We start from the raw sequence: 24,158 nt of genomic DNA, 5'->3' as shown, positions 1-24,158 counted from the left end.
ATAGGCGTGACCAAAAAATCGGCGAAACGCGACCAGAAACAAAAAGCCCCAGCAAGTGTGCCGGGGCCTTAGATTGGGTGTCTTTTATTTCTTCAAATTAGAATGGATGTCACCTATATTTACTTTTCTATATTCTAGCGCTCTTCAAGCTACACTCTGAGCTCATAATCACCGGCTTCTGTATATCAAGTTCAACATTGACTTTTTCCCAATTCTTACTTTTTGCTACCTGGTGAACATTTAAGGGCCCATCTACAGTGTGGTCTAAAGTGTTTATAAAATAATATTCACACTCTCCTTTTCCGACCACTTTCAGAACGTCGTCTATAACCTCGGATATAAGAGGTTTCCTTGAAGCATATATTACATTATCCACTAATAAAAATTGAGATAAAGAAGCTGAAATTATAACGCCTTTGCTTCTCTCCCCCCCCTCGTAGATAATAAAGTTTTGTTCTCCGCCCGCAAATGCAAAATAATATTCTGCTGCAATTTCAACGGTACCATCTTTTACGCCCGGGCCACAGCCTGACAAAAAAAACGCTATTAAAATGATAATTGTATATCTCATTCTTTCCCTATTTAGTTACTATATACTTTGGTGAGCCTGAATAATGAATTGTAAAATCTAATCCAGATCTTGTCCCCGCAACTGAAGCCAAATAAAACCCACCATAAGTTAAAGTGTTTCGAACTGCGTATTGTATCCAAGTAGGATACTGCGATCTCAAATTGAGCGTAAAATCATAAGTCCCACTTGATATTTGTATAGAGCCATCAGACTTCATTGAGAGTGCTGTAGACCCATGTACAAGCCAGTCCTTTCCATCAACTACTTTCCCGAATGCAACACCTGCCTCATTAAAATTTCCTGTTACTGTAAGTTTCGTAGCATCGACAGTTAACTCAAAATTTGGATCTGTATTAGCTCTCCAAATCTCATTGGCTTCCCAAAGCTTTAAGTGCCCATCTTCTAGATACTCCTTAGCTAAAGCCTCGGCTGGGTTTCGTTTTTCTCTTAAACTCTCACCCGCCTGATTCAACACATACTGCATTGCCCCAGTACGAGCACCATTAGCAAACTTTCCGCCTGTTATCTGCGATACTGTACCACCAATTACCGCTGAAATAACCGTGCCTGTCGCTATTTGATGGAATTCTAGCCCACTTCCACCAGGTAAAAACGCGCCGCCAGCACCTTTGGTTACACCTGCACTCACAAACCCATGACCAAACTGTCCTCCGCTAGCTATAGACGCAATACCACCAACAACTGCATGAGCCGAAATTTGGCCAGCTATTTGGCCGCTTGTTAATAAGTTACCACCAAACTCTGTTAGCATATCACTATTAACGTGCCATTTATTGTAATCACCTAACGCTTTAAAATGCTCCCCAACTTCATAAAAAGCCTGAGCCGTCACCCCTGCGATTATTCCAGCCTTAAACGCCTGAGACGAAGAGCCGCCCATTGCGCGCGTAAACTCATAATTCCAATATGCCGCACAAGCGCCTACTGCTGGACCGCAAGCCGCCGATGCTAAATTACCAGCAATACTAACCACTTCTGGTCCAAATACTTTGACAGCAGCTTTTATCAGCCCTCTTTGCACCTTTTTCAAAGCACTAAACAAATACCCACTCGGATCTGTATAACTCAGTGGATTATTCAGCACATAACTATAGCGGTTATAGTTCTGCAAATTACTCGGCGCTTGCACAAACGGGTCTGTTTGCATAAACCGCCCAGTATCTGCATCGTAGATCCGACCATTCATATGAATGATGCGGGTATCGTCACCAAACTTGACCGGTTCATGGCCTGTATACGCCCTTTGATTGCTCGCGACAGTCCAAAACAGACCGGTTTCAAGGGCCCAGTTTTGTTTGTCTAACTCGTTGTTTGGCACAGGTACTTCTGACTGCTTGCCAAATACATCATAGCTAAAGCGCTTTAACAGCTTGCCACCGTTATTGACGACTGCAACAACCGAGCCTTGATGGTCTGTAAATAACCATTGCACACTCTCTTGGCCATTTTCATGGTACGTTTTTACCGCGTCATTACCTATATTACGGCGAATATACGTTTGCGTAGATAAAGCCTCTGAACCACGCTCTTTGACGATTTCAAGTGCGCCGACGTAGTAAATGGTTTTATTGTGCTCAACACGTTTAAAGCGTCGGTTATTGGTATCATAACTAAACTGAACCAATTCACCGTTGACTGTGATATCCGTGGCCTTATTGCGTGCAGAGTACACCACACTGCGTTGAGACGCAGTCACGCCATGGTTGGTCATCACCGCGCTGATTTGATTGCCATTGCTATCATAATCAAACACTTCTATTTGGTTGCCCTTCACACGCTTTGAAATCGCATGTGGCTTGGCCCCATCATAGTGCTGCGTCCAACCAGACTTTGCGGTGAGGTTACCGTTTGCATCATAAGCAAATGCCACGCTCCCATCCACCGTTGTAACACGGTTTAGCGAGTCATATTCAAATCTAGTGGCTTCAATTGCCCCACCATCTAAAGTAAATGCGCTGGATGTGAGGTTACCCAGTCCATCAAATTCATAGCTATGTGATTGAATATACTCATGGCTGCCCCCTACATTTAAAGTGCTCAAAAAGCCGGTATCACTGTAACCAATCGACATGGCAAAGCGACCTTTATTGTAGTGAGTCACACGCCCAGCACCATCTTCTTGCGAAAATTGATAATAGACTGCCCCATTGCTTCCCTCGCGCGCTTCTTGCTTTTTGACAACCTGACCAGCGTGATAGGTAAAATGAACACCCTGTGCTTCTATGTATTCATTTCTCTGCTTAAGGCGACGATAATCATCAAACTGTTGGAATACGCGACCAAACTCATCAAATGTCGTCAGCTGCACAACACAGTGACTGGCACTCACGGATGCGAGGGTTGCGGATATTCGAACATCTTTGCTTGAGGGTTCATACGACACATGGTCCACACTCTTACAATCGAGTGCCGAACTATCAAAGTCTGTGACTGAGGCAACGCCCCGCCCAAACTCATCGTAAATATAACTTTTTGACCAATCACTCGTATATTCATAGGCTAAGCGATGCTTTTTCGTGTTATCGAACACCCATGTAGCAACATTAACCGCGTTGACTTTGTGAGATGTTTTACGACCAGCTTCATCGTAATCAAATAGATGAACATTTCCGTTAGCGTCTTCTTGCTCTATTAATTCACCAAACCCATTGTAGGTATCAAATTGAGGTGGGTGTCATGTTTATTTAGATGGGTGTCATGTTTATTTTGTTTGCAGTGATAGTACTTGGTATCCACCAAGCTTATTTGTCTCTTCCTTGCTATTGCCATAAAAAAGCCATCCATACTTTAACATTCATTAAAGCATAGACGGCTTCTTACACTACCCCCAAATTAAGATGGGTGATGAGATGGACACTCCCAAATCGGCGTCAATGCGCCAAACTGAAGATGTTAATAACGACAGTTAACAGGAGCATCCATCATGAATAACGTTAGTATATTGAGCATCGATTTGGCAAAAAATGTATTCCAACTGCTGGGCATCGATCAATTCGGTAAGCCTTGCTTGTCAAAGCGACTATCTCGAGCAAAACTTCATGAAGCTCTATTCAACTTGCCCGCCTGCGAAGTTGTTATGGAGGCTTGCAGTTCTTCTCATTATTGGGGTCGCGTATGTTTGGCCGCTGGCCATCAAGTTCATCTCATTCCCGCGCAACATGTAACTCCGTTTGTCCGTGGTAATAAAAATGATAAAAACGACTGCTTGGCAATATACGAGGCAAGTAGAAGGCCCAACATACGATTCGTTCCAGTGAAGACTGAGCAACAGCAAGCTGTCCTTATATTACATAGGATGCGAGAAAGAGTATTAGCTTCCCGCACAGCTTGTATTAACCAAACTAGAAGTCTACTGCTGGAGTTTGGTATCCACATTCCTAAAGCATACTCGATATTTAAACGAGCAATTCATGAGCTATTATCCGAATCTATTCAACCTGTTATTCGACTTATGCTACTAGAGGTGCTCGAAGAATTAGAAGGCTATGACAAGAAAATTAGGTTGCTAGATTCCCTGTTCCGACAGTCGAATGCTCAAAATAGTAGCGCAGAGATTATGCAATCAATACCAGGTATAGGCCCCATAATCGCGTCTGCTTTCAGTGCCAGTATCGACAAGGGCCAAGCATTTAAATGTGCCAAAGACTTTAGTGTGTGGCTCGGCCTCACCCCCAAACAATATGCTTCAGGTGAGACTAATCGCCTAGGCGGCATTACTAAACGTGGTGATTGTTACCTTAGAAAGCAACTTATTCATGGCGCTCGCACTGTTGTGAATCATGCTCATAAAAAAGATGACGATTTAAATCGCTGGATAACAGCTTTAAAGCAACGAAGAGGTGTCAATAAGGCTGTTGTTGCAACTGCACACCGCCTAGCAAGGTTGATGTGGATATTACTTCAAAAGAATGAATTCTACCGACCAATGTTTAACAATACGGTAAAGCAAAATGCGTAGCATAATTTCAGTTTGGTTGTTGGGAAACTCGGACGTGACAAGGGTAACATAACCCGAGTGGGTGTTGTGAGCACCTAGCAACCTCCCAACATATAGTTGCTAAAACTAGATGAAAAAAGGCCTAGCCTGTCTACATAAAACCCGACAAAGGCACGGTATTTAAACCGATTGGGTGTTTTCAATTTAGGGTGTGTAGGCTCGCAGCTCATTAGGGGCGCTGAATAACAGTTAAGCCCGGATATATGTCAGAGCAACGCTTTATTGCAAGTGGTTAATCATCGAAATGCGGCTAGTAGGGAATAAAATAACGATAACGAGGCAGTAAAAACTGCCCCGATAGATTTGCTTAACTTGACATAAATGGAGTGTCCATATATGTCATGTTTATTTTTTTCGACCAGAAACAGAAAAGCCCCAGCAAATGTGCTGGGGCTTTATATTGGGTCTCTTTTATTTCTTCAAATTAGAATGGGTGTCACCTATATTTTTCAAATTTAACCCCACCCTTGGAGACTCAATTAGCATATCGGCAATTAGCTTAAGCTCTTGTTCCTTCATATTAGACTCCGAAACCCAAGGCGCAAAGTTATGACGAATGACTTTCATATCTATCCCTAACTCGCGTGCGGCCATTATTAACTTTAAGTATGCTACAGGATCCGTTGGATCAATATGTAGTAAGTTTTCAGCAGCCTTATATGCTTCTTCATAATTTCCTTCTTTAAACTGTACTACATAGTTAGCTTTAATGATCTGATATTCATCAACTATGCCTTTATCTTTAGCAAAGGTTGTAGGTGAACATAGCGCGATTAGCACCACACTCACAAATATATAGAACTTATTCATCGAAACTCCTTAATAAACAGGTCAAAGCCACTTATTATTACACCTCTAGTTCGGTAAATATAAGAGACCTTTACCACTCGCCGGCACAGTCTTCATAAACGTACCCCATTGATTTGGGTTAATAGTCATACATCCAGCAGAACCTTTCCACGTGTTGCTATATCCTTTGTGTACACGGATAAAATTAGCTGTACTTCCTTGCTGAGGAAAATTTGGATTTGGAGCTGTAGTTGGAATAAAGCCATCTCCATTAACTGACAAAGCAGGTTGGCCTCTATGTAATCCGTGCGTTAAATCGTACTGTCCTCCCTGTACTTGCGGGTATGCATCTGTTCCGCTGACATTTGGATTTCTAGGCTTAAAGGGGTTTGGTGTGCTGCTACCTTCAAAAGTACCAATAACATTTCCATGCTCATCTAGAACTGTAACCTCCTGATTATAAACCACATTCTCTGACGTTCCGACTGCACCAAACCTAACTTCCCATTTTCCGCTACCTTTGCCAACACCAAAGGATGCATAAATCTCTCTAATCGACTCACCCGCCTGATTCAAAACATACTGCATTGCCCCAGTACGAGCACCATTAGCAAACTTTCCGCCTGTTATCTCCGATACTGTACCACCAATGACAGCTGAAATAACCGTGCCTGTCGCTATTTGATGGAATTCTAGCCCACCACCACCAGGTAAAAATGCACCGCCAGCACCTTTGGTTACACCTGCACTCACAAACCCATGACCAAACTGTCCTCCGCTAGCTATAGACGCAATACCACCAACAACTGCATGAGCCGAAATTTGGCCAGCTATTTGGCCGCTTGTTAATAAGTTACCACCAAACTCTGTTAGCATATCACTATTAACGTGCCATTTATTGTAATCACCTAACGCTTTAAAATGCTCCCCAACCTCATAAAAAGCCTGAGCCGTCACCCCTGCGATTATTCCAGCCTTAAATGCTTGAGATGAGCTCCCGCCCATTGCGCGCGTAAACTCATAATTCCAATATGCCGCACAAGCGCCTACTGCCGGACCGCAAGCCGCCGATGCTAAATTACCAGCAATACTAACCACTTCTGGTCCAAATACTTTGACAGCAGCTTTTATCAGCCCTCTTTGCACCTTTTTCAAAGCACTAAACAAATACCCACTCGGATCCGTAAACGACAGCGGGTTATTCAGCACATAACTATATCGGTTATAGTTCTGCAAATTGCTCGGTGCTTGCACAAATGGGTCGGTTTGCATAAATCGGCCGGTGTCTGCATCGTAGATCCGACCATTCATATGAATGATGCGGGTATCGTCACCAAACTTGACCGGTTCATGGCCTGTATACGCCCTTTGATTGCTCGCGACAGTCCAAAACAGACCGGTTTCAAGGGCCCAGTTTTGTTTGTCTAACTCGTTGTTTGGCACAGGTACTTCTGACTGCTTGCCAAATACATCATAGCTAAAGCGCTTTAACAGCTTGCCACCGTTATTGACGACTGCAACAACCGAGCCTTGATGGTCTGTAAACAACCATTGCACACTCTCTTGGCCATTTTCATGGTACGTTTTTACCGCGTCATTACCTATATTACGGCGAATATACGTTTGCGTAGATAAAGCCTCTGAACCACGCTCTGTAACGATTTCAAGTGCGCCGACGTAGTAAATGGTTTTATTGTGCTCAACACGTTTAAAGCGTCGGTTATTGGTATCATAACTAAACTGAACCAATTCACCGTTGACTGTGATATCCGTGGCCTTATTGCGTGCAGAGTACGCCACACTGCGTTGAGACGCAGTCACACCATGGTTGGTCATCACCGCGCTGATTTGATTGCCATTGCTATCATAATCAAACACTTCTATTTGGTTGCCCTTCACACGCTTTGAAATCGCATGTGGCTTGGCCCCATCATAGTGCTGCGTCCAACCAGACTTTGCGGTGAGGTTACCGTTTGCATCATAAGCAAATGCCACGCTCCCATCCACCGTTGTAACACGGTTTAGCGAGTCATATTCAAATCTAGTGGCTTCAATTGCCCCACCATCTAAAGTAAATGCGCTGGATGTGAGGTTACCCAGTCCATCAAATTCATAGCTATGTGATTGAATATACTCATGGCTGCCCCCTACATTTAAAGTGCTCAAAAAGCCGGTATCACTGTAACCAATCGACATGGCAAAGCGACCTTTATTGTAGTGAGTCACACGCCCAGCACCATCTTCTTGCGAAAATTGATAATAGACTGCCCCATTGCTTCCCTCGCGCGCTTCTTGCTTTTTGACAACCTGACCAGCGTGATAGGTAAAATGAACACCCTGTGCTTCTATGTATTCATTTCTCTGCTTAAGGCGACGATAATCATCAAACTGTTGGAATACGCGACCAAACTCATCAAATGTCGTCAGCTGCACAACACAGTGACTGGCACTCACGGATGCGAGGGTTGCGGATATTCGAACATCTTTGCTTGAGGGTTCATACGACACATGGTCCACACTCTTACAATCGAGTGCCGAACTATCAAAGTCTGTGACTGAGGCGACGCCCCGCCCAAACTCATCGTAAATATAACTTTTTGACCAATCACTCGTATATTCATAGGCTAAGCGATGCTTTTTCGTGTTATCGAACACCCATGTAGCAACATTAACCGCGTTGACTTTGTGAGATGTTTTACGACCAACTTCATCGTAATCAAATAGATGAACATTTCCGTTAGCGTCTTCTTGCTCTATTAATTCACCAAACCCATTGTAGGTATCAAATTGAGGTGGGTGTCATGTTTATTTTTTTATATGCAGTGATAGTACTTGGTATCCACCAAGCTAACTTGTCTCTTCCTTGCAATTGCCATAAAAAAGCCATCCATACTTTAACATTCATTAAAGCATAGACGGCTTCTTACACTACCCCCAAATTGGAATGGGTGTCACATGTATTTTCCCTATCCCCAAATTAAGATGGGTGTCATGTTTATTTTTCTTGACATAAATGGAGTGTCCATATATGTCATGTTTATTTAATGTTTCAAATTAAAACTCAGCCCTTATGTTATGAGCCTCTTCACATTCTTCAATTGTCGGTTGTAATGCTTCAATATATGCTATTAACTTACGAGATGGTCGTGGTGGACCATTTTTTAGCATTTCTTCTACGTCACTCATTGCTTTCTCTGCTTTAGTAGAAAAGTTATTTAGCTCCTCCCCAAACACTTTATAATCTTGGTTAGAAAACTTGACTGCAGCCTTACGTGCAATGCAATTAATAAAATTACCGTAATTAATCTCGCTCTCCTCATCATAGATATCAGCGTGAATTATCATGGGCAAATTATTGACTACTTTTTCAATTGAGCCCATATTAGCTCCTTTTGACTGCATCGCAGCGATTAAAAAAACAATTGAACATATATAACTTTTACTCAAAATTAAAACTCCTTTTTCACTGCTCTCGGGCTTTGTTATAAGACATCTCAAATGCCTCCAATAACGTTAAGTCAACTGGCTTGAGAGTTTTGGCCGGAAAGTTTTCTTGCTCGCTTGCAAGTTTATCAAGTATTTCCAAATTGCTTAAGCCCATCTCTTTTAGTAGGTATAGATACACCCAAAGTAACTCTGAAGGCGGAACAAATTTTGACACAGGATATTCATAGATCAAAGAATATATATCTTTTGCTTCTTTGGCCGACTCTAACTTAGTTAAAAATTCATTCAAACTAAGATACGTAGCAGCAGAATAAAGCTCCATTTGACCAGTAGGTGCTTCTTCCCATGCTACACTGCTAAAGCTGATGCATCCTTTGTTATCATCGATCAATGCCCTTCGATGATACTCATTAGCCAATGTCTTATGTTCAGTAAATAATATTGTCATGAGCTTTCCAAACAATGGGCTCCATATACAAAACCCAACTTCATACAGTTCTTCCCAAGTGTCATCTTCCAAACTTACTTCCCAAATAAAGCCCGGGAAAAGCTCTCTCTTTAACACCTCTTTTTTTTTGTCTGTAAAACAAAACCCAGAGTGTAATAACTGTTCTAATAAACTAGCCACCTGTTAACTCCAATATCGCATTTGTAAATTGTTTACCTTCATTAATCCCTACGCTAATGCCTGTTTGATTTGGCTTTACAAACTCCCAGCTTATACTGTACTGACCTGGATTTAGAGGGACTGAACCATTTGGTAATCCTTTTCCTATTAGAGTCATATTCGTTGCTTTCATGTCAAAATAAACTTGTCGAGAAGTTGTAAACGCTTGAGTAAATCCACGATAACCCATCGCTTTTCTGGATACTGGGGACGTTGAAACCCCATAGTTTCCGGAGCGAACAAATTTTACTTCAACTAATTGCCAATGCCTAACACCATTTATATCTTTATATGCTACTACATCATACTCCCTACCTCGGATATACCAATCACCATCATATTTAGCCGATACTCTCCTCTTAACGATATCCCATCCATCGTCTCTAAGTCGGCTACGAACAGCCCTTTCTGCATCTCTCCATCCTGCTATTTTTTTCCTGTAGTTCGTAGCTTCTGCATTTAGTAGGTGCATCATCGCCGCTGTCCTAGCACCATTAGCAAACTTGCCACCAGTAAGCAGACTCGAAGTACCACCAACAACCGCTGCTACCGCTGTCCGTCCTGCAATGGCCGCCCATGATCGATTATCCATATCAAAACCAGCATTACCCATTGCCATCTTAGTAAAACCAGCTGATACAAACCCATGACCAAATTTACCACCAGAAGCGACAGATGAAATACCACCAACCAAGGCGTGGCTTCCTGCCCATTGCAATTGCTGGCCTAACTGTAAATCTGCAAAACCAAAATCTTTTGTAATTTTGAATTCACCTTTAAAATGCTCCCCAACTTCATAAAAAGCCTGAGCCGTCACCCCTGCGATAACTCCTGCCTTAAACGCCTGTGACGAAGAGCCACCCATTGCGCGCGTAAACTCATAGTTCCAAAATGCTGAACAAATACCTACTGCCCCACCACAAGCGGCCGATGCTAGATTCCCTAGCGTATTCGTTACTTCTGGGCCGTATACTTTTGCATGTGCTCTTATAAGATTTCTTCGTACCTTCTTAAGCGGCTTAAAAATGTACCCACTCGGATCTGTAAACGACAGCGGATTATTCAACACATAACTATATCGGTTATAGTTCTGCAAATTACTTGGCGCTTGAACAAATGGGTCGGTTTGCATAAATCGGCCGGTGTCTGCATCGTAGATCCGACCATTCATATGAATGATGCGGGTATCGTCACCAAACTTGACCGGTTCATGGCCTGTATACGCCCTTTGATTGCTCGCGACAGTCCAAAACAGACCGGTTTCAAGGGCCCAGTTTTGTTTGTCTAACTCGTTGTTTGGCACAGGTACTTCTGACTGCTTGCCAAATACATCATAGCTAAAGCGCTTTAACAGCTTGCCACCGTTATTGACGACTGCAACAACCGAGCCTTGATGGTCTGTAAACAACCATTGCACACTCTCTTGGCCATTTTCATGGTACGTTTTTACTGCGTCATTACCTATATTACGGCGAATATACGTTTGCGTAGATAAAGCCTCTGAACCACGCTCTTTGACGATTTCAAGTGCGCCGACGTAGTAAATGGTTTTATTGTGCTCAACACGTTTAAAGCGTCGGTTATTGGTATCATAACTAAACTGAACCAATTCACCGTTGACTGTGATATCCGTGGCCTTATTGCGTGCAGAGTACACCACACTGCGTTGAGACGCAGTCACGCCATGGTTGGTCATCACCGCGCTGATTTGATTGCCATTGCTATCATAATCAAACACTTCTATTTGGTTGCCCTTCACACGCTTTGCAAAATTAAACATGACACCCATCTCTATTTATACCACAACTCCCCACTGTGAATTTCAAAACATAAACAAACCACTCAAAAGTGTTTAATTCACTTAAGCTATAGAGGTACTTTACTTTGAGGTTGTTATTTTTGCAGGGATTTTAGACATGACTAAGCGCATAGCTTTTACAAGCTACGTTGAAATTGGGGTGTTAATGTATATTAAAGACTAAGCGAGTAATTCACTACACTGCGTTAAATTGCCTCGTCGCTTTAACTTTAGGTGTTCACAGTATTTTTGCTTTGCATCTGGCCTGCCCACTGACCCTTTAAACACGCTCGTAAACTGGGTAGTAAGCTTTAACCAATTCTCTGGTTGGATATTCAGCCTTGCTAAGATTGGTTGAGAATCTGTAATAAATCCGCGTTTGTCTTCACGAATACATCGACCTGTTAAATCAACCAGCTCAACATAATACTTGAATTCAAATGGTAGGCCTTTTGGCATGTGTTTTCTTGGGTTACCTGCAAAACGCAGTAAAGACTTGGGTTGTTTACCCACTTTTGCTGTTTCAATACGTTTTTTAATGCTGGTATGGTCTGACTCTTCTGGGGTCTTAGCCATTTTGGCTCTAACAGGATTCAAATCCACATACGCTAAACATGCTGCTAAAGCGGCTTCATCTAACAAGGCTTGTGATTTAAACCGCCCTTCCCAAAAACGGCCTGTGCAACCATCCTCCTTATTGGCTTTACGTGCTATATCTTCGTTAAGCGTTCGCATAAACCAGCTGATATCCGCTAGGCGTTTTCTGTATTCGTCTACCAACTCTGACAACAAACAACGCTCTGAATTGCTCAGTGACTCGCCACTGACAAACTTATGTGTCAGCCAAGTCCCTTTAAACTGTTTATGCCAGCGAATAAGAATGGCTTTATCGTTTAGTCTTTTTGCTTTTTATCATCTACATACAAAACAATATGCGTATGGTTACTCATCACCGCATAAGCACATACATCAATACAGAACACCTTGGCTAGTTGTAATAACTTCTCTTCAACCCACCCTCTTCGATGCTCAAATGACTTACCCGTTGCATTATCTTCTCCACATAAAAATGCGCGTCTTACGCAGCGTGATATGCAGTGATAGTACTTGGTATCCACCAAGCTCACTTGTCTCTTCCTTGCAATTGCCATAAAAAAGCCATCCATACTTTAACAATCATTAAAGCATAGACGGCTTCTTACACTATCCCCAAATTAAGATGGGTGTCATGTTTATTTTATAACTTCTCTTCAACCCACTCTCTTCGATGCTCGAATGACTTACCCGTTGCTTTATCTTCTCCGCATAAAAATGCCCGTCTTACGCATCGTGATATACAGTGATAATACTTGGTATCCACCAAGCTAACCTGTCTCTTCCTTGCAATTGCCATAAAAAAAGCCATCCATACTTTAACAATCATTAAAGCATAGACGGCTTCTTACACTATCCCCAAATTAAGATGGGTGTCATGTTTATTTTTTCTTATAGACTTCATCAGACGTAATACTGAAAAAATCCATCAGATAGAGGTTGAGATGACTCTTTTCGATCGCAGTAATAGAAGCAATTCTCCAGAACTAAAAATAGTAACAGAGCACCTAAATAAATTTCGAACACCCAGCCATCGAATAACCTTATAGCCTCATCCAAGCTTGTTACACTAATGTTTCTAATCTGGTCTTATGTACTGATAAAGCTGGTCATGAAAAATTGACTTTATGGTCATACAACTTTGACTTTTCTGGTCCTATCGAGCGATATTTACATTTGTATATAGCACTCCACTTGGACCAGAAAGTCGATAGATGCGACCACACAGGTCAAATAGGCGTGACCAAAAAAACGGCGAAACGTGACCAGAAACAAAAAAGCCCCAGCAAGTGAAGAAAACCAACTTCACCTTACCAACTGACTATGCATTATTGAAAAATCCACTGTACTTACATGAACTTCCACGCCAACACTGTTACCACTTCCCCTTTGACTATTTTTTGTATTTTTGTCCATAAATACAATGATATATTCATCTGAATTAGTATTAACAGTGATATGGTAGTCAAGCAGACTTAGCTCATACCCCTCTAATATTTTTACAGCCACCGTCAAAGCTCTTAATTCTCCACCAGATATTTTAATAACCCTCTCCATTTTATCTTCCTTTGTAACATCACAAACACCTGCAAATGAAATAAAAAAACTCAATAACACAATTACTCTAATATATACCTTCACCTTAATTCCCCTTAAGCCCATAAACAATATTTTTATATGGATCAAAAGCTAGTAATCTTCCACTAGGAGTCCCTAGGTATCCTCTATAAATCCCCCCAATACTTGCATCATTTCTAATACCATTTAAGTCTGGAGTAGAGAAATTATCTGAATTAAAATGATCACGTTTAGGGTCGCTTGTTCTTATCGCCTGGCCTGTTTTACGATTATATATAGAGTAATCACCGTGTGTATGATAATCACCCACAACAATAGCAGCCTCAGGCACTAACGCTAAAGATTTGTTTAAGTCAAAACCTTGATCAGTTCCTTGCAAAGGTGTCGTATAATGATACTCTCCATCTTCCACATAAATAATGCCCCCATATTCTAGATTATCTTTTATTGACTTTTTATTCGCAATTTCTAATGCCTCTCTTGCTTTTAAATCTTGTTTGCTCAGAGTAACTTGAGATTCTGATGGAGCTTCAGAAGAATTTAATTGGTGGTTTCTTTTTCGCCACTTACCACCACTCCAATCTGCTGTCAATGCAGCCGAGAATGCACTACTAAAAGCACCATTAGCAAACTTGCCACCAGTCACTTTCGATAAAATTAAACATGACACCCATCTCTATTTATACCACAACTCCCCACTGTGAATTTCAAAACATAAACAAACCACTCAAAAGTGTTTAATTCACTTAAGCTATAGAGGTACTTTACTTTGAGGTTGTTATTTTTTCAGGGATTTTAGACATGACTAAGCGCATAGCTTTTACAAGCTACGTTGAAATTGGGGTGTTAATGTATATTAAAGACTAAGCGAGTAATTCACTACACTGCGTTAAATTGCCTCGTCGCTTTAACTTTAGGTGTTCACAGCAAATTTTGAGATGACACCCATTCATATAAACCATTGAGGCTGTACCTATCAGGGACGCCCCAAATTGGAATGGGTGTCATTTATATTTTTTTTTTATATTTTTTTATAGCCTCATCCAAGCTTGTTACACTAATGTTTCTAATCTGGTCTTATGTACTGATAAAGCTGGTCATGAAAAATTGACTTTATGGTCATACAACTTTGACTTTTCTGGTCCTATCGAGCGATATATACAATTGTATATAGCGTTCCACATGGACCAGCAAGTCGATAGACGCGACCACACAGGTCAAATAGGCGTGACCAAAAAATCGGCGAAACGTGACCAGAAACAGAAAAGCCCCAGCAAGTGTGCTGGGGCTTTGGATTGATGCCTTTTATTTCTTTAAATTAGAATGGGGATCACCTATATTTTTCATTTGGTATTTGTACTTCCTCAACTTTTTCTTCGCGCAACCATTAATAATAGGTTAACAACAAAAAGAAAAAATCCCGCTGTTCCTATAAAAAACTGTAATCCAGGTTTTTCGAAAAAATGCTCTGCAATAGAAAAGCTCGAAAATAATGCAAAAAACTGTATGAGGTATAGATAATTATAGCGTTTTCTTTTCCATAATATTTTAATGAAAAAATGTGTACAAGTTAAAATTACAGCTATCAAAATTACAAAAACTTCGTACATATTAATTCCCATTGCTCAACTTAGTTATATTCTCTAGGTTTTGTTTTATCGAATATAAATCATTAACCATTAACGGCGTACTCATTGCTCCATATATTGACACCGCTTCTAATGAATTGGCAGGTGAATGGTAATAAATAGCTCCACCTTCTAATGGTGCAAAGATTTCAGGCGTATATTTCATACTAGCCAGCGTAATTCCAATATCCGCTGCATAGAAAGCCAATTCACCATATTCAGGTGAGATTTCAATGTAAGTACTTTTAGCAAAGTTTTCTGGTGTATTTGGATACAATCCGGATAAATCGCCGATTGTCATTAACCCTTCCTGCATATTTCCAGCTCCATGCATTATTAGTAACCCTCCTAACGGAGCCCCAGCAACACTCTTACCAATAAGTGAACCTGAAACTACTTGAGTGGCTCCTCCTACAACTTGCGCTTCAGCTTTAAAAATAGACCACCACCGACCTATAAACTTCTTCGCCCGACTCCAATTAGAAGGCGAACCCGCCTGATTCAACACATACTGCATTGCCCCAGTACGAGCGCCATTAGCAAACTTCCCACCAGTTATCTGCGATACTGTACCACCAATTACCGCTGAAATAATTGTGCCTTTGGCTATTTGATTAAGCTTTAAGCCACCACCACCAGGTAAAAATGCACCGCCAGCACCTTTGGTTACACCTGCACTCACAAACCCATGACCAAACTGTCCTCCGCTAGCTATAGACGCAATACCACCAACAACTGCATGAGCCGAAATTTGGCCAGCTATTTGGCCGCTTGTTAATAAGTTACCACCAAACTCTGTTAGCATATCACTATTAACGTGCCATTTATTGTAATCACCTAACGCTTTAAAATGCTCCCCAACTTCATAAAAAGCCTGAGCCGTCACCCCTGCGATTATTCCAGCCTTAAACGCCTGTGACGAAGAGCCGCCCATTGCGCGCGTAAACTCATAGTTCCAAAATGCTGAACAAATACCTACTGCCCCACCACAAGCGGCCGATGCTAGATTCCCTAGCGTATTCGTTACTTCTGGGCCGTATACTTTTGCATGTGCTCTTATAAGATTTCTTCGTACCTTCTTAAGCGGCTTAAAAATGTACCCACTCGGATCCGTAAACGACAGCGGGTTATTCAGCACATAACTATATCGGTTATAGTTCTGCAAATTACTTGGCGCTTGCACAAACGGGTCTGTTTGCATAAATCGGCCGGTGTCTGCATCGTAGATCCGACCATTCATATGAATGATGCGGGTATCGTCACCAAACTTGACCGGTTCATGGCCTGTATACGCCCTTTGATTGCTCGCGACAGTCCAAAACAGACCTGTTTCAAGGGCCCAGTTTTGTTTGTCTAACTCGTTGTTTGGCACAGGTACTTCTGACTGCTTGCCAAATACATCATAGCTAAAGCGCTTTAACAGCTTGCCACCGTTATTGACGACTGCAACAACCGAGCCTTGATGGTCTGTAAATAACCATTGCACACTCTCTTGGCCATTTTCATGGTACGTTTTTACCGCGTCATTACCTATATTACGACGAATATACGTTTGCGTAGATAAAGCCTCTGAACCACGCTCTTTGACGATTTCAAGTGCGCCGACGTAGTAAATGGTTTTATTGTGCTCAACACGTTTAAAGCGTCGGTTATTGGTATCATAACTAAACTGAACCAATTCACCGTTGACTGTGATATCCGTGGCCTTATTGCGTGCAGAGTACGCCACACTGCGTTGAGACGCAGTCACGCCATGGTTGGTCATCACCGCGCTGATTTGATTGCCATTGCTGTCATAGTCAAACACTTCTATTTGGTTGCCCTTCACACGCTTTGAAATCGCATGTGGCTTGGCCCCATCATAGTGCTGCGTCCAACCAGACTTTGCAGTGAGGTTACCGTTTGCATCATAAGCAAATGCCACGCTCCCATCCACCGTTGTAACACGGTTTAGCGAGTCATATTCAAATCTAGTGGCTTCAATTGCCCCACCATCTAAAGTAAATGCGCTGGATGTGAGGTTACCCAGTCCATCAAATTCATAGCTATGTGATTGAATATACTCATGGCTGCCCCCTACATTTAAAGTGCTCAAAAAGCCGGTATCACTGTAACCAATCGACATGGCAAAGCGACCTTTATTGTAGTGAGTCACACGCCCAGCATCATCTTCTTGCGAAAATTGATAATAGACTGCCCCATTGCTTCCCTCGCGCGCTTCTTGCTTTTTGACAACCTGACCAGCGTGATAGGTAAAATGAACACCCTGTGCTTCTATGTATTCATTTCTCTGCTTAAGGCGACGATAATCATCAAACTGTTGGAATACGCGACCAAACTCATCAAATGTCGTCAGCTGCACAACACAGTGACTGGCACTCACGGATGCGAGGGTTGCGGATATTCGAACATCTTTGCTTGAGGGTTCATACGACACATGGTCCACACTCTTACAATCGAGTGCCGAACTATCAAAGTCTGTGACTGAGGCAACGCCCCGCCCAAACTCATCGTAAATATAACTTTTTGACCAATCACTCGTATATTCATAGGCTAAGCGATGCTTTTTCGTGTTATCGAACACCCATGTAGCAACATTAACCGCGTTGACTTTGTGAGATGTTTTACGACCAACTTCATCGTAATCAAATAGATGAACATTTCCGTTAGCGTCTTCTTGCTCTATTAATTCACCAAACCCATTGTAGGTATCAAATTGAGGTGGGTGTCATGTTTATTTTTTTATGTTTATTTTTTTATATGCAGTGATAGTACTTGGTATCCACCAAGCTAACTTGTCTCTTCCTTGCAATTGCCATAAAAAAAGCCATCCATACTTTAACAGTCATTAAAGCATAGACGGCTTCTTACACTATCCCCAAATTAAGATGGGTGTCATTTATATTTTTGTAATAACTTCTCTTCAACCCACTCTCTTCGATGCTCGAATGACTTACCCGTTGCTTTATCTTCTCCGCATAAAAATGCGCGTCTTACGCATCGTGATATACAGTGATAATACTTGGTATCCACCAAGCTAACCTGTCTCTTCCTTGCAATTGCCATAAAAAAAGCCATCCATACTTTAACATTCATTAAAGCATAGACGGCTTCTTACACTATCCCCAAATTAAGATGGGTGTCATGTTTATTTTGTTTATTTTCCTATGAGAAGAGCCTCCATAGTATTCAGGTCCACGAATGTTATCGTGTTTGAACCCAGGTTTTGTTTCGGCTAAAAACTCCCATGGCCTTGCCCTTGCGACCATATCGACGTAAGTAGGATGATATTGTTGCTTTTCCAGTGCATAAGCGCAGGCCCTTTCAAAAACAGCAGCACCAACTTTATTACAGCATTTCTGAAGCGCTATGCACCGCTTACCAATATGTCGAGAGCGCGTGTTTCTGGTAAAGTCATATTGCTTTAGCGTCATCTGTTGAGCAGCAGCACCTATCTCATGCCCCCAAGCAACAAAAAACTCTTTTGTTTTTTCAGCATCCCTTTGGTGGGCAATAGGCATATGTTCTCGAACAATCGTCGCGCCACTCGTGTGCTTGCTTACTTGGTGTTGGGTAACGAGTTTATGTTGGTAGAGTATATCCATTCGACCATTTTCATACACGCGTATTTCCACCCGCTTTCCAATATACTTATGGGGTACAGAATAAAGATGCCCTCCATATGAAATCAAGTATGTTTTTGGAACCGTTAATAATTTCTGATAAATGATGTGCTGATATTCATTAATCAAAACTGAGCGGTCCAACTCAAACTAGCACTTTGAATTATTTAAACCTTCTATACTACATCTCACACGGAAAATGTATTATGCACAATACCCTCTAATTTATTTACACTTATATCTTCAAATAATATTTCGAACATAATTAGATTAACATAAACAATATAAAGAAGATCACTTTCATCTATACAATAGTTATACAATTCGACAAATGGAGCAGAAAGTATCCCAAAGAAATTCCATAATTCAAACTGAACTAGTGATTTTGGTATATTTGTTTTTGCCCCCCGATTAGAGTTATTTATTATACCAAAATGTGAAGTTATACCAACTCCTCTGAAGCAATTTTTATTTTCACGAAAAATCAAACATACCTTATAATAATCTGTTAGATGCTTTGATATAATATGTACTTTTTTATTGGATAGGCTTCGATCATAAGTAAACCCATAAGCTTCAAGTCGAGTTTCAGAGAGCAACTTTATTATATTATCTTTACAAAATTTCTTATCATACCCTTCTAAGAAAACTACTCCGCTTCTGTGAAGCATTTCCTCATAATCTATTAATGTTTTTTGATACCAGTCAGTATAGTGTTCACTCTGGCTAATAGAACGAATTTTCTTTTGTAATTCAGAAGAGACTAGATCTAATGGATCTTTACTTTCTTTATACTTATCTTTACAGCGTAGTTCTAGCTCATTAATGAAAGGAGAGGTATATCCTCCCATAGATGCTCTAACTTTAGTATCCTCTATTTTGTATTTTTGATGAGCACTCTCATCCAGTTTAAAGTCATCAATAAGGTATTTATAGGCATCATCTAGCAACATGTAGCTAGATATTCCACGCTCTAGAAGTTGGTTTTTTCTTGCCTTTGCATCATCAATTAATGGCAAAAAAAAATCTGATAATTTATGGTGATAATATAGGAGGTTATTCAAATTCATTCACATACCCACTTTCATTCTAAATAATATCAAGGCTAAAAGAAAAAACATTTATTACTCGACTGAAATTTACAGTCATATTATTGATTATCCTTCAACCCTTAAAATTTAAGTACTAGCTAAAAAATAGTGAAGGATAATAAAGTTATGTAACTAAACCATACTATCCTTCCAAAGCTTTTATAATTTTCAATTAATAACAGGGCAAGATCGGATACTACTTTGGTTACTGCCACTGTTGATAGCAGGAACAGTTTTATCAACTGCTCTCTGATAGTTCAACAAATTTTGCGCTGTCATCTTATGTGCATCATAATAGAATACCCCACTGTGGTCATTCGCATACAAAACTATTTCATAGTATGCATCTTCAAAAAACATTGCTCCGGCTCCCATTAAGTCTGTACCAAGGAGTTCAACACCCGTACCAGCAACAAATGGGGATCCGCCTGATGTATAACTTGACAATTGGTTTTCAGCAAGGACATTCAAAGGGCCACTGGAGTAGCTAATTGGCTTCAGCTCCCATACTTTATTTCCTAAAGTATAATCTGGACCACAAAAATTAAACATGACACCCATCTCTATTTATACCACAACTCCCCACTGTGAATCTCAAAACATAAACAAACCACTCAAAAGTGTTTAATTCACTTAAGCTATAGAGGTGCTTTACTTTGAGGTTGTTATTTTTGCAGGGATTTTAGACATGACTAAGCGCATAGCTTTTACAAGCTACGTTGAAATTGGGGTGTTAATGTATATTAAAGACTAAGCGAGTAATTCACTACACTGCGTTAAATTGCCTCGTCGCTTTAACTTTAGGTGTTCACAGTATTTTTGCTTTGCATCTGGCCTGCCCACTGACCCTTTAAACACGCTCGTAAACTGGGTAGTAAGCTTTAACCAATTCTCTGGTTGGATATTCAGCCTTGCTAAGATTGGTTGAGAATCTGTAATAAATCCGCGTTTGTCTTCACGAATACGTCGACCTGTTAAATCAACCAGCTCAACATAATACTTGAATTCAAATGGTAAGCCTTTTGGCATGTGTTTTCTTGGGTTACCTGCAAAACGCAGTAAAGACTTGGGTTGTTTACCCACTTTTGCTGCTTCAATACGTTTTTTAATGCTGGTATGGTCTGACTCTTCTGGGGTCTTAACCATTTTGGCTCTAACAGGATTCAAATCCACATACGCTAAACATGCTGCTAAAGCGGCTTCATCTAACAAGGCTTGTGATTTAAACCGCCCTTCCCAAAAACGGCCTGTGCAACCATCCTCCTTATTGGCTTTACGTGCTATATCTTCGTTAAGCGTTCGCATAAACCAGCTGATATCCGCTAGGCGTTTTCTGTATTCGTCTACCAACTCTGACAACAAACAACGCTCTGAATTGCTCAGTGACTCGCCACTGACAAACTTATGTGTCAGCCAAGTCCCTTTAAACTGTTTATGCCAGCGAATCAAAATAGCTTTATCATTAAGACGTTTTGCTTTTTTATCATCAACATACAAAACAATATGGGTATGGTTACTCATCACTGCATATGCGCAAATATCAATACAAAACACCTTAGCTAGCTGCAATAACTTCTCTTCAACCCACTCTCTTCGATGCTCAAACGACTTACCTGTTACCTTATCTTCTCCACATAAAAACGCACGTCTTACGCAGCGTGATATGCAATGATAGTACTTGGTATCCACCAAGCTAACTTGTCTCTTCCTTGCAATTGCCATAAAAAAGCCATCCATACTTTAACATTCATTAAAGCATAGACGGCTTCTTACACTACCCCCAAATTGGAATGGGTGTCACATGTATTTTCCCTATCCCCAAATTAAGATGGGTGTCATGTTTATTTGTTATTTAAAGTATGAAATGATACATCCTTGTTTTCGATTTTTTTTACAGAAAACCTATGAGGGCTTGATAAACCAATATCACTATCAGCACCTTCATATATTAAATTTAATAAATCATTTGGCCCACTCTGTATCTTTTCAAGACTGCTACCTGATTGACAGCTCATTGATATAGATAGAAAAACCATTAAAAACAATTTGTACATAACTCTTTTCCTTTAGAAACACCAAATCTAAGACCTTTATTAACTATCATGGTTTCTGGTGACATCGTAGAAGCATCATAGTAACGAATTGAAGAATGGTAAATGAATTGACACCCAACTGTATTTATACCACAACCACCCCTCGACATGTTTCAAAGCAGAAACAAACTACTAAAAGTTGCTCAATTCGCTTTGAGCCTTTGATAAATTGCTTAACTTGATAACTTTGTCGGGATTTCAGACATGACTAACCACGTAACTTTTAAAAGTCACGTTGAAATTGGCGTGTTAATGTATATGAAGGACTAAGCGAGCAATTCACTACACTGAGTGAGATTGCCTCGTCGTTTTAGTTTTAAGTGCTCGCAATACTTTTGTTTCGCATCAGGCCTACCCACTGAACCTTTGAACACCTTGGTAAACTGAGTGGTGAGCTTTAACCAATTCTCTGGTTGGATATTAAGTCTGGTTAAGATTGGTTGAGCGTCTGTAATAAATCCGCGTTTGTCTTCACGAATACAACGCCCTGTCAAATCAACGAGCTCTAAATAATATTTAAATTCAAACGGTAACCCTTTTGGCATGTGTTTTCTTGGGTTGCCTGCAAAACGCATGAGTGACTTAGGTTGTTTACCTACTTTTGCTGTTTCAATGCGCTTTTTAATGCTGGTGTGGTCTGATTCTTCAGGAGTATCTGCCATTTTTGCTCTGATTGGGTTTAAATCAACATATGCTAAGCACGCTGCCAACGCGGCTTCATCTAACAAGGCCTGTGATTTAAAACGCCCCTCCCAAAAGCGGCCTGTGCAACCATCTTCTTTATTGGCTTTACGCGCAATATCTTCGTTGAGCGTTCGCATAAACCAGCTGATATCCGCTAGTCGTGTTCGGTATTTGTCTATTAACTCTGACAGTAAACAACGCTCTGAGTTAGTCAGTGACTCGCCATTGATAAACTTATGCGTCAACCAAGTGCCTTTGAACTGCTTGTGCCAGCGAATTAGAATGGCTTTATCGTTTAATCTTTTTGCTTTTTTATCATCTACATACAAAACAATATGCGTATGATTACTCATCACCGCATAAGCACATACATCAATGCAAAACACCTTAGCAAGTTGTAGTAGCTTCTCTTCAACCCACCCTCTTCGATGCTCATAAGACTTACCCGTTACTTTATCTTCTCCGCACAAAAACGCGCGCCTGACGCATCTTGATATGCAGTGATAATACTTGGTATCCACCAAGCTAACTTGCCGACTTCGCGCTGTTGCCATGATTTTAACGCCTAACTTTTAACCGTTATTTAAAGATAGGCGACACTCAGTTTTTTGCCAAATTTAAGTTGGGTGTCTTCTTAATCTCTCACAATTGCCATAAAAAAGCCATCCATACTTTAACATTCATTAAAGCATAGACGGCTTCTTACACTACCCCCAAATTGGAATGGGTGTCACATGTATTTTCCCTAGACGGCTTCTTACACTATCCCCAAATTAAGATGGGTGTCATGTTTATTTTTATTTTTATTTTTATTTTTATTTTTATCACCAAATTGAAATGGGTGTCATTTATATTTCTAATATTTACACTTGTATATAGCACTCCACATGGACCAGAAAGTCGATAGACGCGACCACACAGGTCAAATAGGCGTGACCAGAAAGTCGGCGAAACGTGACCAGAAATAGAAAAACCCCAGCAAGTGCTGGGGCCTTATGTTAAGTGTCTTTAATGTTTAAAGTGACATAAATGGAACGTCCATATATCACCTGCATTCTACAGTTCAGATTCTAATTGTATCCTACTTTTATGCGGTTCAAGTCGCTCAATATCTCTTATGGCTCCAGAGAACAACCCAAAATGACCAAATTCATCAGCTTTGAATATTCCTCTAATAAGCACATACCCTCGCTTACTTTTTTCTTTACTATTCGGCTTGATATCTACCCAAATAGAATTTTTCATTATCGCTTGTTCAAAATCTGATTTATGTGCATAAACTGCGTTCTCTTCAAACTCTAAATTTAAAAAGCCTATAAATTGAACTTTTTTGTCATGATACTTATCAGGAGTAGCTAACAATGCATATATAGACACTGAAATGAATCCAATATCAGGGCCAGAAGCACTGACTATTTTTGTATTAATGAATGATACTAACAACAAGAGAGCTAATATCATTTTAAGTTGGTAAATTCTACTCATAATTAACCTATTTAAAGTTACACTTCCCTTCACACACCTGAATTTTTGATGCAGTTCTAGATCTCACAATTAAAGCAGGTACAATTGGTTTA

The 24,158-nt window shown here is 40.6% G+C and carries 18 protein-coding genes and 3 pseudogenes; 1 reads left to right on the top strand and 20 read right to left on the bottom strand.

Annotation, left to right across the window (positions count from 1 at the left end):
* Positions 1 to 127: 127 nt before the first annotated feature.
* Positions 128 to 571 carry a hypothetical protein gene (locus tag S4054249_RS07615; RefSeq protein WP_046354646.1) on the bottom strand — a complete coding sequence of 148 codons (444 nt, stop codon included), beginning with the start codon at positions 569 to 571 and terminating at the stop codon, positions 128 to 130.
* Positions 572 to 578: 7 nt separating this feature from the next.
* Positions 579 to 3,122 carry an RHS repeat domain-containing protein gene (locus S4054249_RS07610; RefSeq protein ID WP_069949056.1) on the bottom strand — a complete coding sequence of 848 codons (2,544 nt, stop codon included), beginning with the start codon at positions 3,120 to 3,122 and terminating at the stop codon, positions 579 to 581.
* Positions 3,123 to 3,515: 393 nt separating this feature from the next.
* Between S4054249_RS07610 and S4054249_RS07605 the strand changes: the two genes are divergently transcribed.
* Entirely contained in the window at positions 3,516 to 4,550 is a 1,035-nt protein-coding gene (locus S4054249_RS07605; protein WP_046354329.1) for an IS110 family transposase, read from the top strand.
* Positions 4,551 to 5,000: 450 nt separating this feature from the next.
* Here the strand turns inward: S4054249_RS07605 and S4054249_RS07600 are convergent, their stop codons facing one another.
* From S4054249_RS07600 to S4054249_RS07515, 18 genes and pseudogenes are all read right to left on the bottom strand, one after another.
* The gene (locus S4054249_RS07600) at positions 5,001 to 5,399 is read right to left on the bottom strand and encodes a tetratricopeptide repeat protein (protein WP_046354328.1); all 399 of its coding nucleotides are present in this window, start codon (positions 5,397 to 5,399) and stop codon (positions 5,001 to 5,003) included.
* Positions 5,400 to 5,444: 45 nt separating this feature from the next.
* Positions 5,445 to 8,033: an RHS repeat domain-containing protein gene (locus S4054249_RS07595; RefSeq protein ID WP_069949055.1), complete on the bottom strand. Its 2,589-nt coding sequence runs from the start codon at positions 8,031 to 8,033 to the stop codon at positions 5,445 to 5,447.
* Positions 8,034 to 8,432: 399 nt separating this feature from the next.
* On the bottom strand, positions 8,433 to 8,825 hold the full coding sequence (locus S4054249_RS07590) for a hypothetical protein (RefSeq protein ID WP_145924989.1): 393 nt from the start codon (positions 8,823 to 8,825) through the stop codon (positions 8,433 to 8,435).
* A 16-nt stretch (positions 8,826 to 8,841) separates the two neighbouring features.
* Positions 8,842 to 9,453 carry a hypothetical protein gene (locus S4054249_RS07585; protein WP_046354106.1) on the bottom strand — a complete coding sequence of 204 codons (612 nt, stop codon included), beginning with the start codon at positions 9,451 to 9,453 and terminating at the stop codon, positions 8,842 to 8,844.
* Positions 9,446 to 11,272 (bottom strand): RHS repeat-associated core domain-containing protein, encoded by a 1,827-nt coding sequence (locus S4054249_RS07580; RefSeq protein WP_069949054.1) that lies wholly within the window; start codon positions 11,270 to 11,272, stop codon positions 9,446 to 9,448. Before S4054249_RS07580 ends, S4054249_RS07585 begins: the two co-directional genes overlap by 8 nt.
* Positions 11,273 to 11,470: 198 nt before the next feature.
* Positions 11,471 to 12,441, bottom strand: a pseudogene (locus S4054249_RS07575) (transposase).
* An 89-nt stretch (positions 12,442 to 12,530) separates the two neighbouring features.
* Positions 12,531 to 12,683, bottom strand: a pseudogene (locus S4054249_RS25835) (transposase); the annotation flags it as partial.
* Between the two features lie 506 nt (positions 12,684 to 13,189).
* Positions 13,190 to 13,525: a hypothetical protein gene (locus tag S4054249_RS07570; protein WP_046355108.1), complete on the bottom strand. Its 336-nt coding sequence runs from the start codon at positions 13,523 to 13,525 to the stop codon at positions 13,190 to 13,192.
* Between the two features lies 1 nt (position 13,526).
* Complete coding sequence (locus tag S4054249_RS07565) at positions 13,527 to 14,132, bottom strand: DUF4329 domain-containing protein (protein ID WP_063881429.1); 606 nt, start codon at positions 14,130 to 14,132, stop codon at positions 13,527 to 13,529.
* A 941-nt stretch (positions 14,133 to 15,073) separates the two neighbouring features.
* The gene (locus S4054249_RS07555) at positions 15,074 to 17,674 is read right to left on the bottom strand and encodes an RHS repeat-associated core domain-containing protein (protein WP_069949053.1); all 2,601 of its coding nucleotides are present in this window, start codon (positions 17,672 to 17,674) and stop codon (positions 15,074 to 15,076) included.
* Positions 17,675 to 18,000: 326 nt separating this feature from the next.
* Positions 18,001 to 18,156 (bottom strand): annotated as a pseudogene (locus tag S4054249_RS07550) (transposase); the annotation flags it as partial.
* A gap of 53 nt (positions 18,157 to 18,209) precedes the next feature.
* Positions 18,210 to 18,782 (bottom strand): Mu transposase domain-containing protein, encoded by a 573-nt coding sequence (locus S4054249_RS07545; protein ID WP_430522138.1) that lies wholly within the window; start codon positions 18,780 to 18,782, stop codon positions 18,210 to 18,212.
* 119 nt (positions 18,783 to 18,901) lie between these two features.
* A complete protein-coding gene (locus tag S4054249_RS07540) occupies positions 18,902 to 19,783 on the bottom strand; it encodes a hypothetical protein (RefSeq protein WP_046354322.1) in 882 nt (293 codons plus the stop codon).
* Between the two features lie 189 nt (positions 19,784 to 19,972).
* Positions 19,973 to 20,356: a hypothetical protein gene (locus S4054249_RS07535; RefSeq protein ID WP_046354321.1), complete on the bottom strand. Its 384-nt coding sequence runs from the start codon at positions 20,354 to 20,356 to the stop codon at positions 19,973 to 19,975.
* Positions 20,357 to 20,554: 198 nt separating this feature from the next.
* Complete coding sequence (locus S4054249_RS07530; protein ID WP_069949085.1) at positions 20,555 to 21,526, bottom strand: transposase; 972 nt, start codon at positions 21,524 to 21,526, stop codon at positions 20,555 to 20,557.
* Between the two features lie 119 nt (positions 21,527 to 21,645).
* Positions 21,646 to 21,858 carry a hypothetical protein gene (locus S4054249_RS07525; RefSeq protein WP_046358674.1) on the bottom strand — a complete coding sequence of 71 codons (213 nt, stop codon included), beginning with the start codon at positions 21,856 to 21,858 and terminating at the stop codon, positions 21,646 to 21,648.
* A gap of 305 nt (positions 21,859 to 22,163) precedes the next feature.
* A complete protein-coding gene (locus tag S4054249_RS07520; RefSeq protein ID WP_069949051.1) occupies positions 22,164 to 23,135 on the bottom strand; it encodes a transposase in 972 nt (323 codons plus the stop codon).
* A gap of 502 nt (positions 23,136 to 23,637) precedes the next feature.
* Complete coding sequence (locus tag S4054249_RS07515) at positions 23,638 to 24,066, bottom strand: hypothetical protein (protein ID WP_052960894.1); 429 nt, start codon at positions 24,064 to 24,066, stop codon at positions 23,638 to 23,640.
* Positions 24,067 to 24,158: the final 92 nt, after the last annotated feature.

This window comes from Pseudoalteromonas luteoviolacea (assembly GCF_001750165.1).
In the GTDB taxonomy this organism is placed as follows: Bacteria; Pseudomonadota; Gammaproteobacteria; order Enterobacterales; family Alteromonadaceae; genus Pseudoalteromonas; species Pseudoalteromonas luteoviolacea_G.
Note: the sequence above shows the minus strand (reverse complement) of the source record. Positions and strands in the feature narration are given on the sequence as shown.

What these genes read in the sequence shown, in the direction of transcription:
- S4054249_RS07535 (WP_046354321.1), bottom strand. Translation starts at nt 20,356, where the DNA reads ATGTTTAATTTTTGTGGTCCAGATTATACTTTAGGAAATAAAGTATGG.
- S4054249_RS07520 (WP_069949051.1), bottom strand. Translation starts at nt 23,135, where the DNA reads ATGGCAACAGCGCGAAGTCGGCAAGTTAGCTTGGTGGATACCAAGTAT.
- S4054249_RS07525 (WP_046358674.1), bottom strand. Translation starts at nt 21,858, where the DNA reads ATGTACAAATTGTTTTTAATGGTTTTTCTATCTATATCAATGAGCTGT.
- S4054249_RS07530 (WP_069949085.1), bottom strand. Translation starts at nt 21,526, where the DNA reads ATGGCAATTGCAAGGAAGAGACAAGTTAGCTTGGTGGATACCAAGTAC.
- S4054249_RS07600 (WP_046354328.1), bottom strand. Translation starts at nt 5,399, where the DNA reads ATGAATAAGTTCTATATATTTGTGAGTGTGGTGCTAATCGCGCTATGT.
- S4054249_RS07580 (WP_069949054.1), bottom strand. Translation starts at nt 11,272, where the DNA reads ATGTTTAATTTTGCAAAGCGTGTGAAGGGCAACCAAATAGAAGTGTTT.
- S4054249_RS07615 (WP_046354646.1), bottom strand. Translation starts at nt 571, where the DNA reads ATGAGATATACAATTATCATTTTAATAGCGTTTTTTTTGTCAGGCTGT.
- S4054249_RS07515 (WP_052960894.1), bottom strand. Translation starts at nt 24,066, where the DNA reads ATGAGTAGAATTTACCAACTTAAAATGATATTAGCTCTCTTGTTGTTA.
- S4054249_RS07540 (WP_046354322.1), bottom strand. Translation starts at nt 19,783, where the DNA reads ATGAATTTGAATAACCTCCTATATTATCACCATAAATTATCAGATTTT.
- S4054249_RS07605 (WP_046354329.1), top strand. Translation starts at nt 3,516, where the DNA reads ATGAATAACGTTAGTATATTGAGCATCGATTTGGCAAAAAATGTATTC.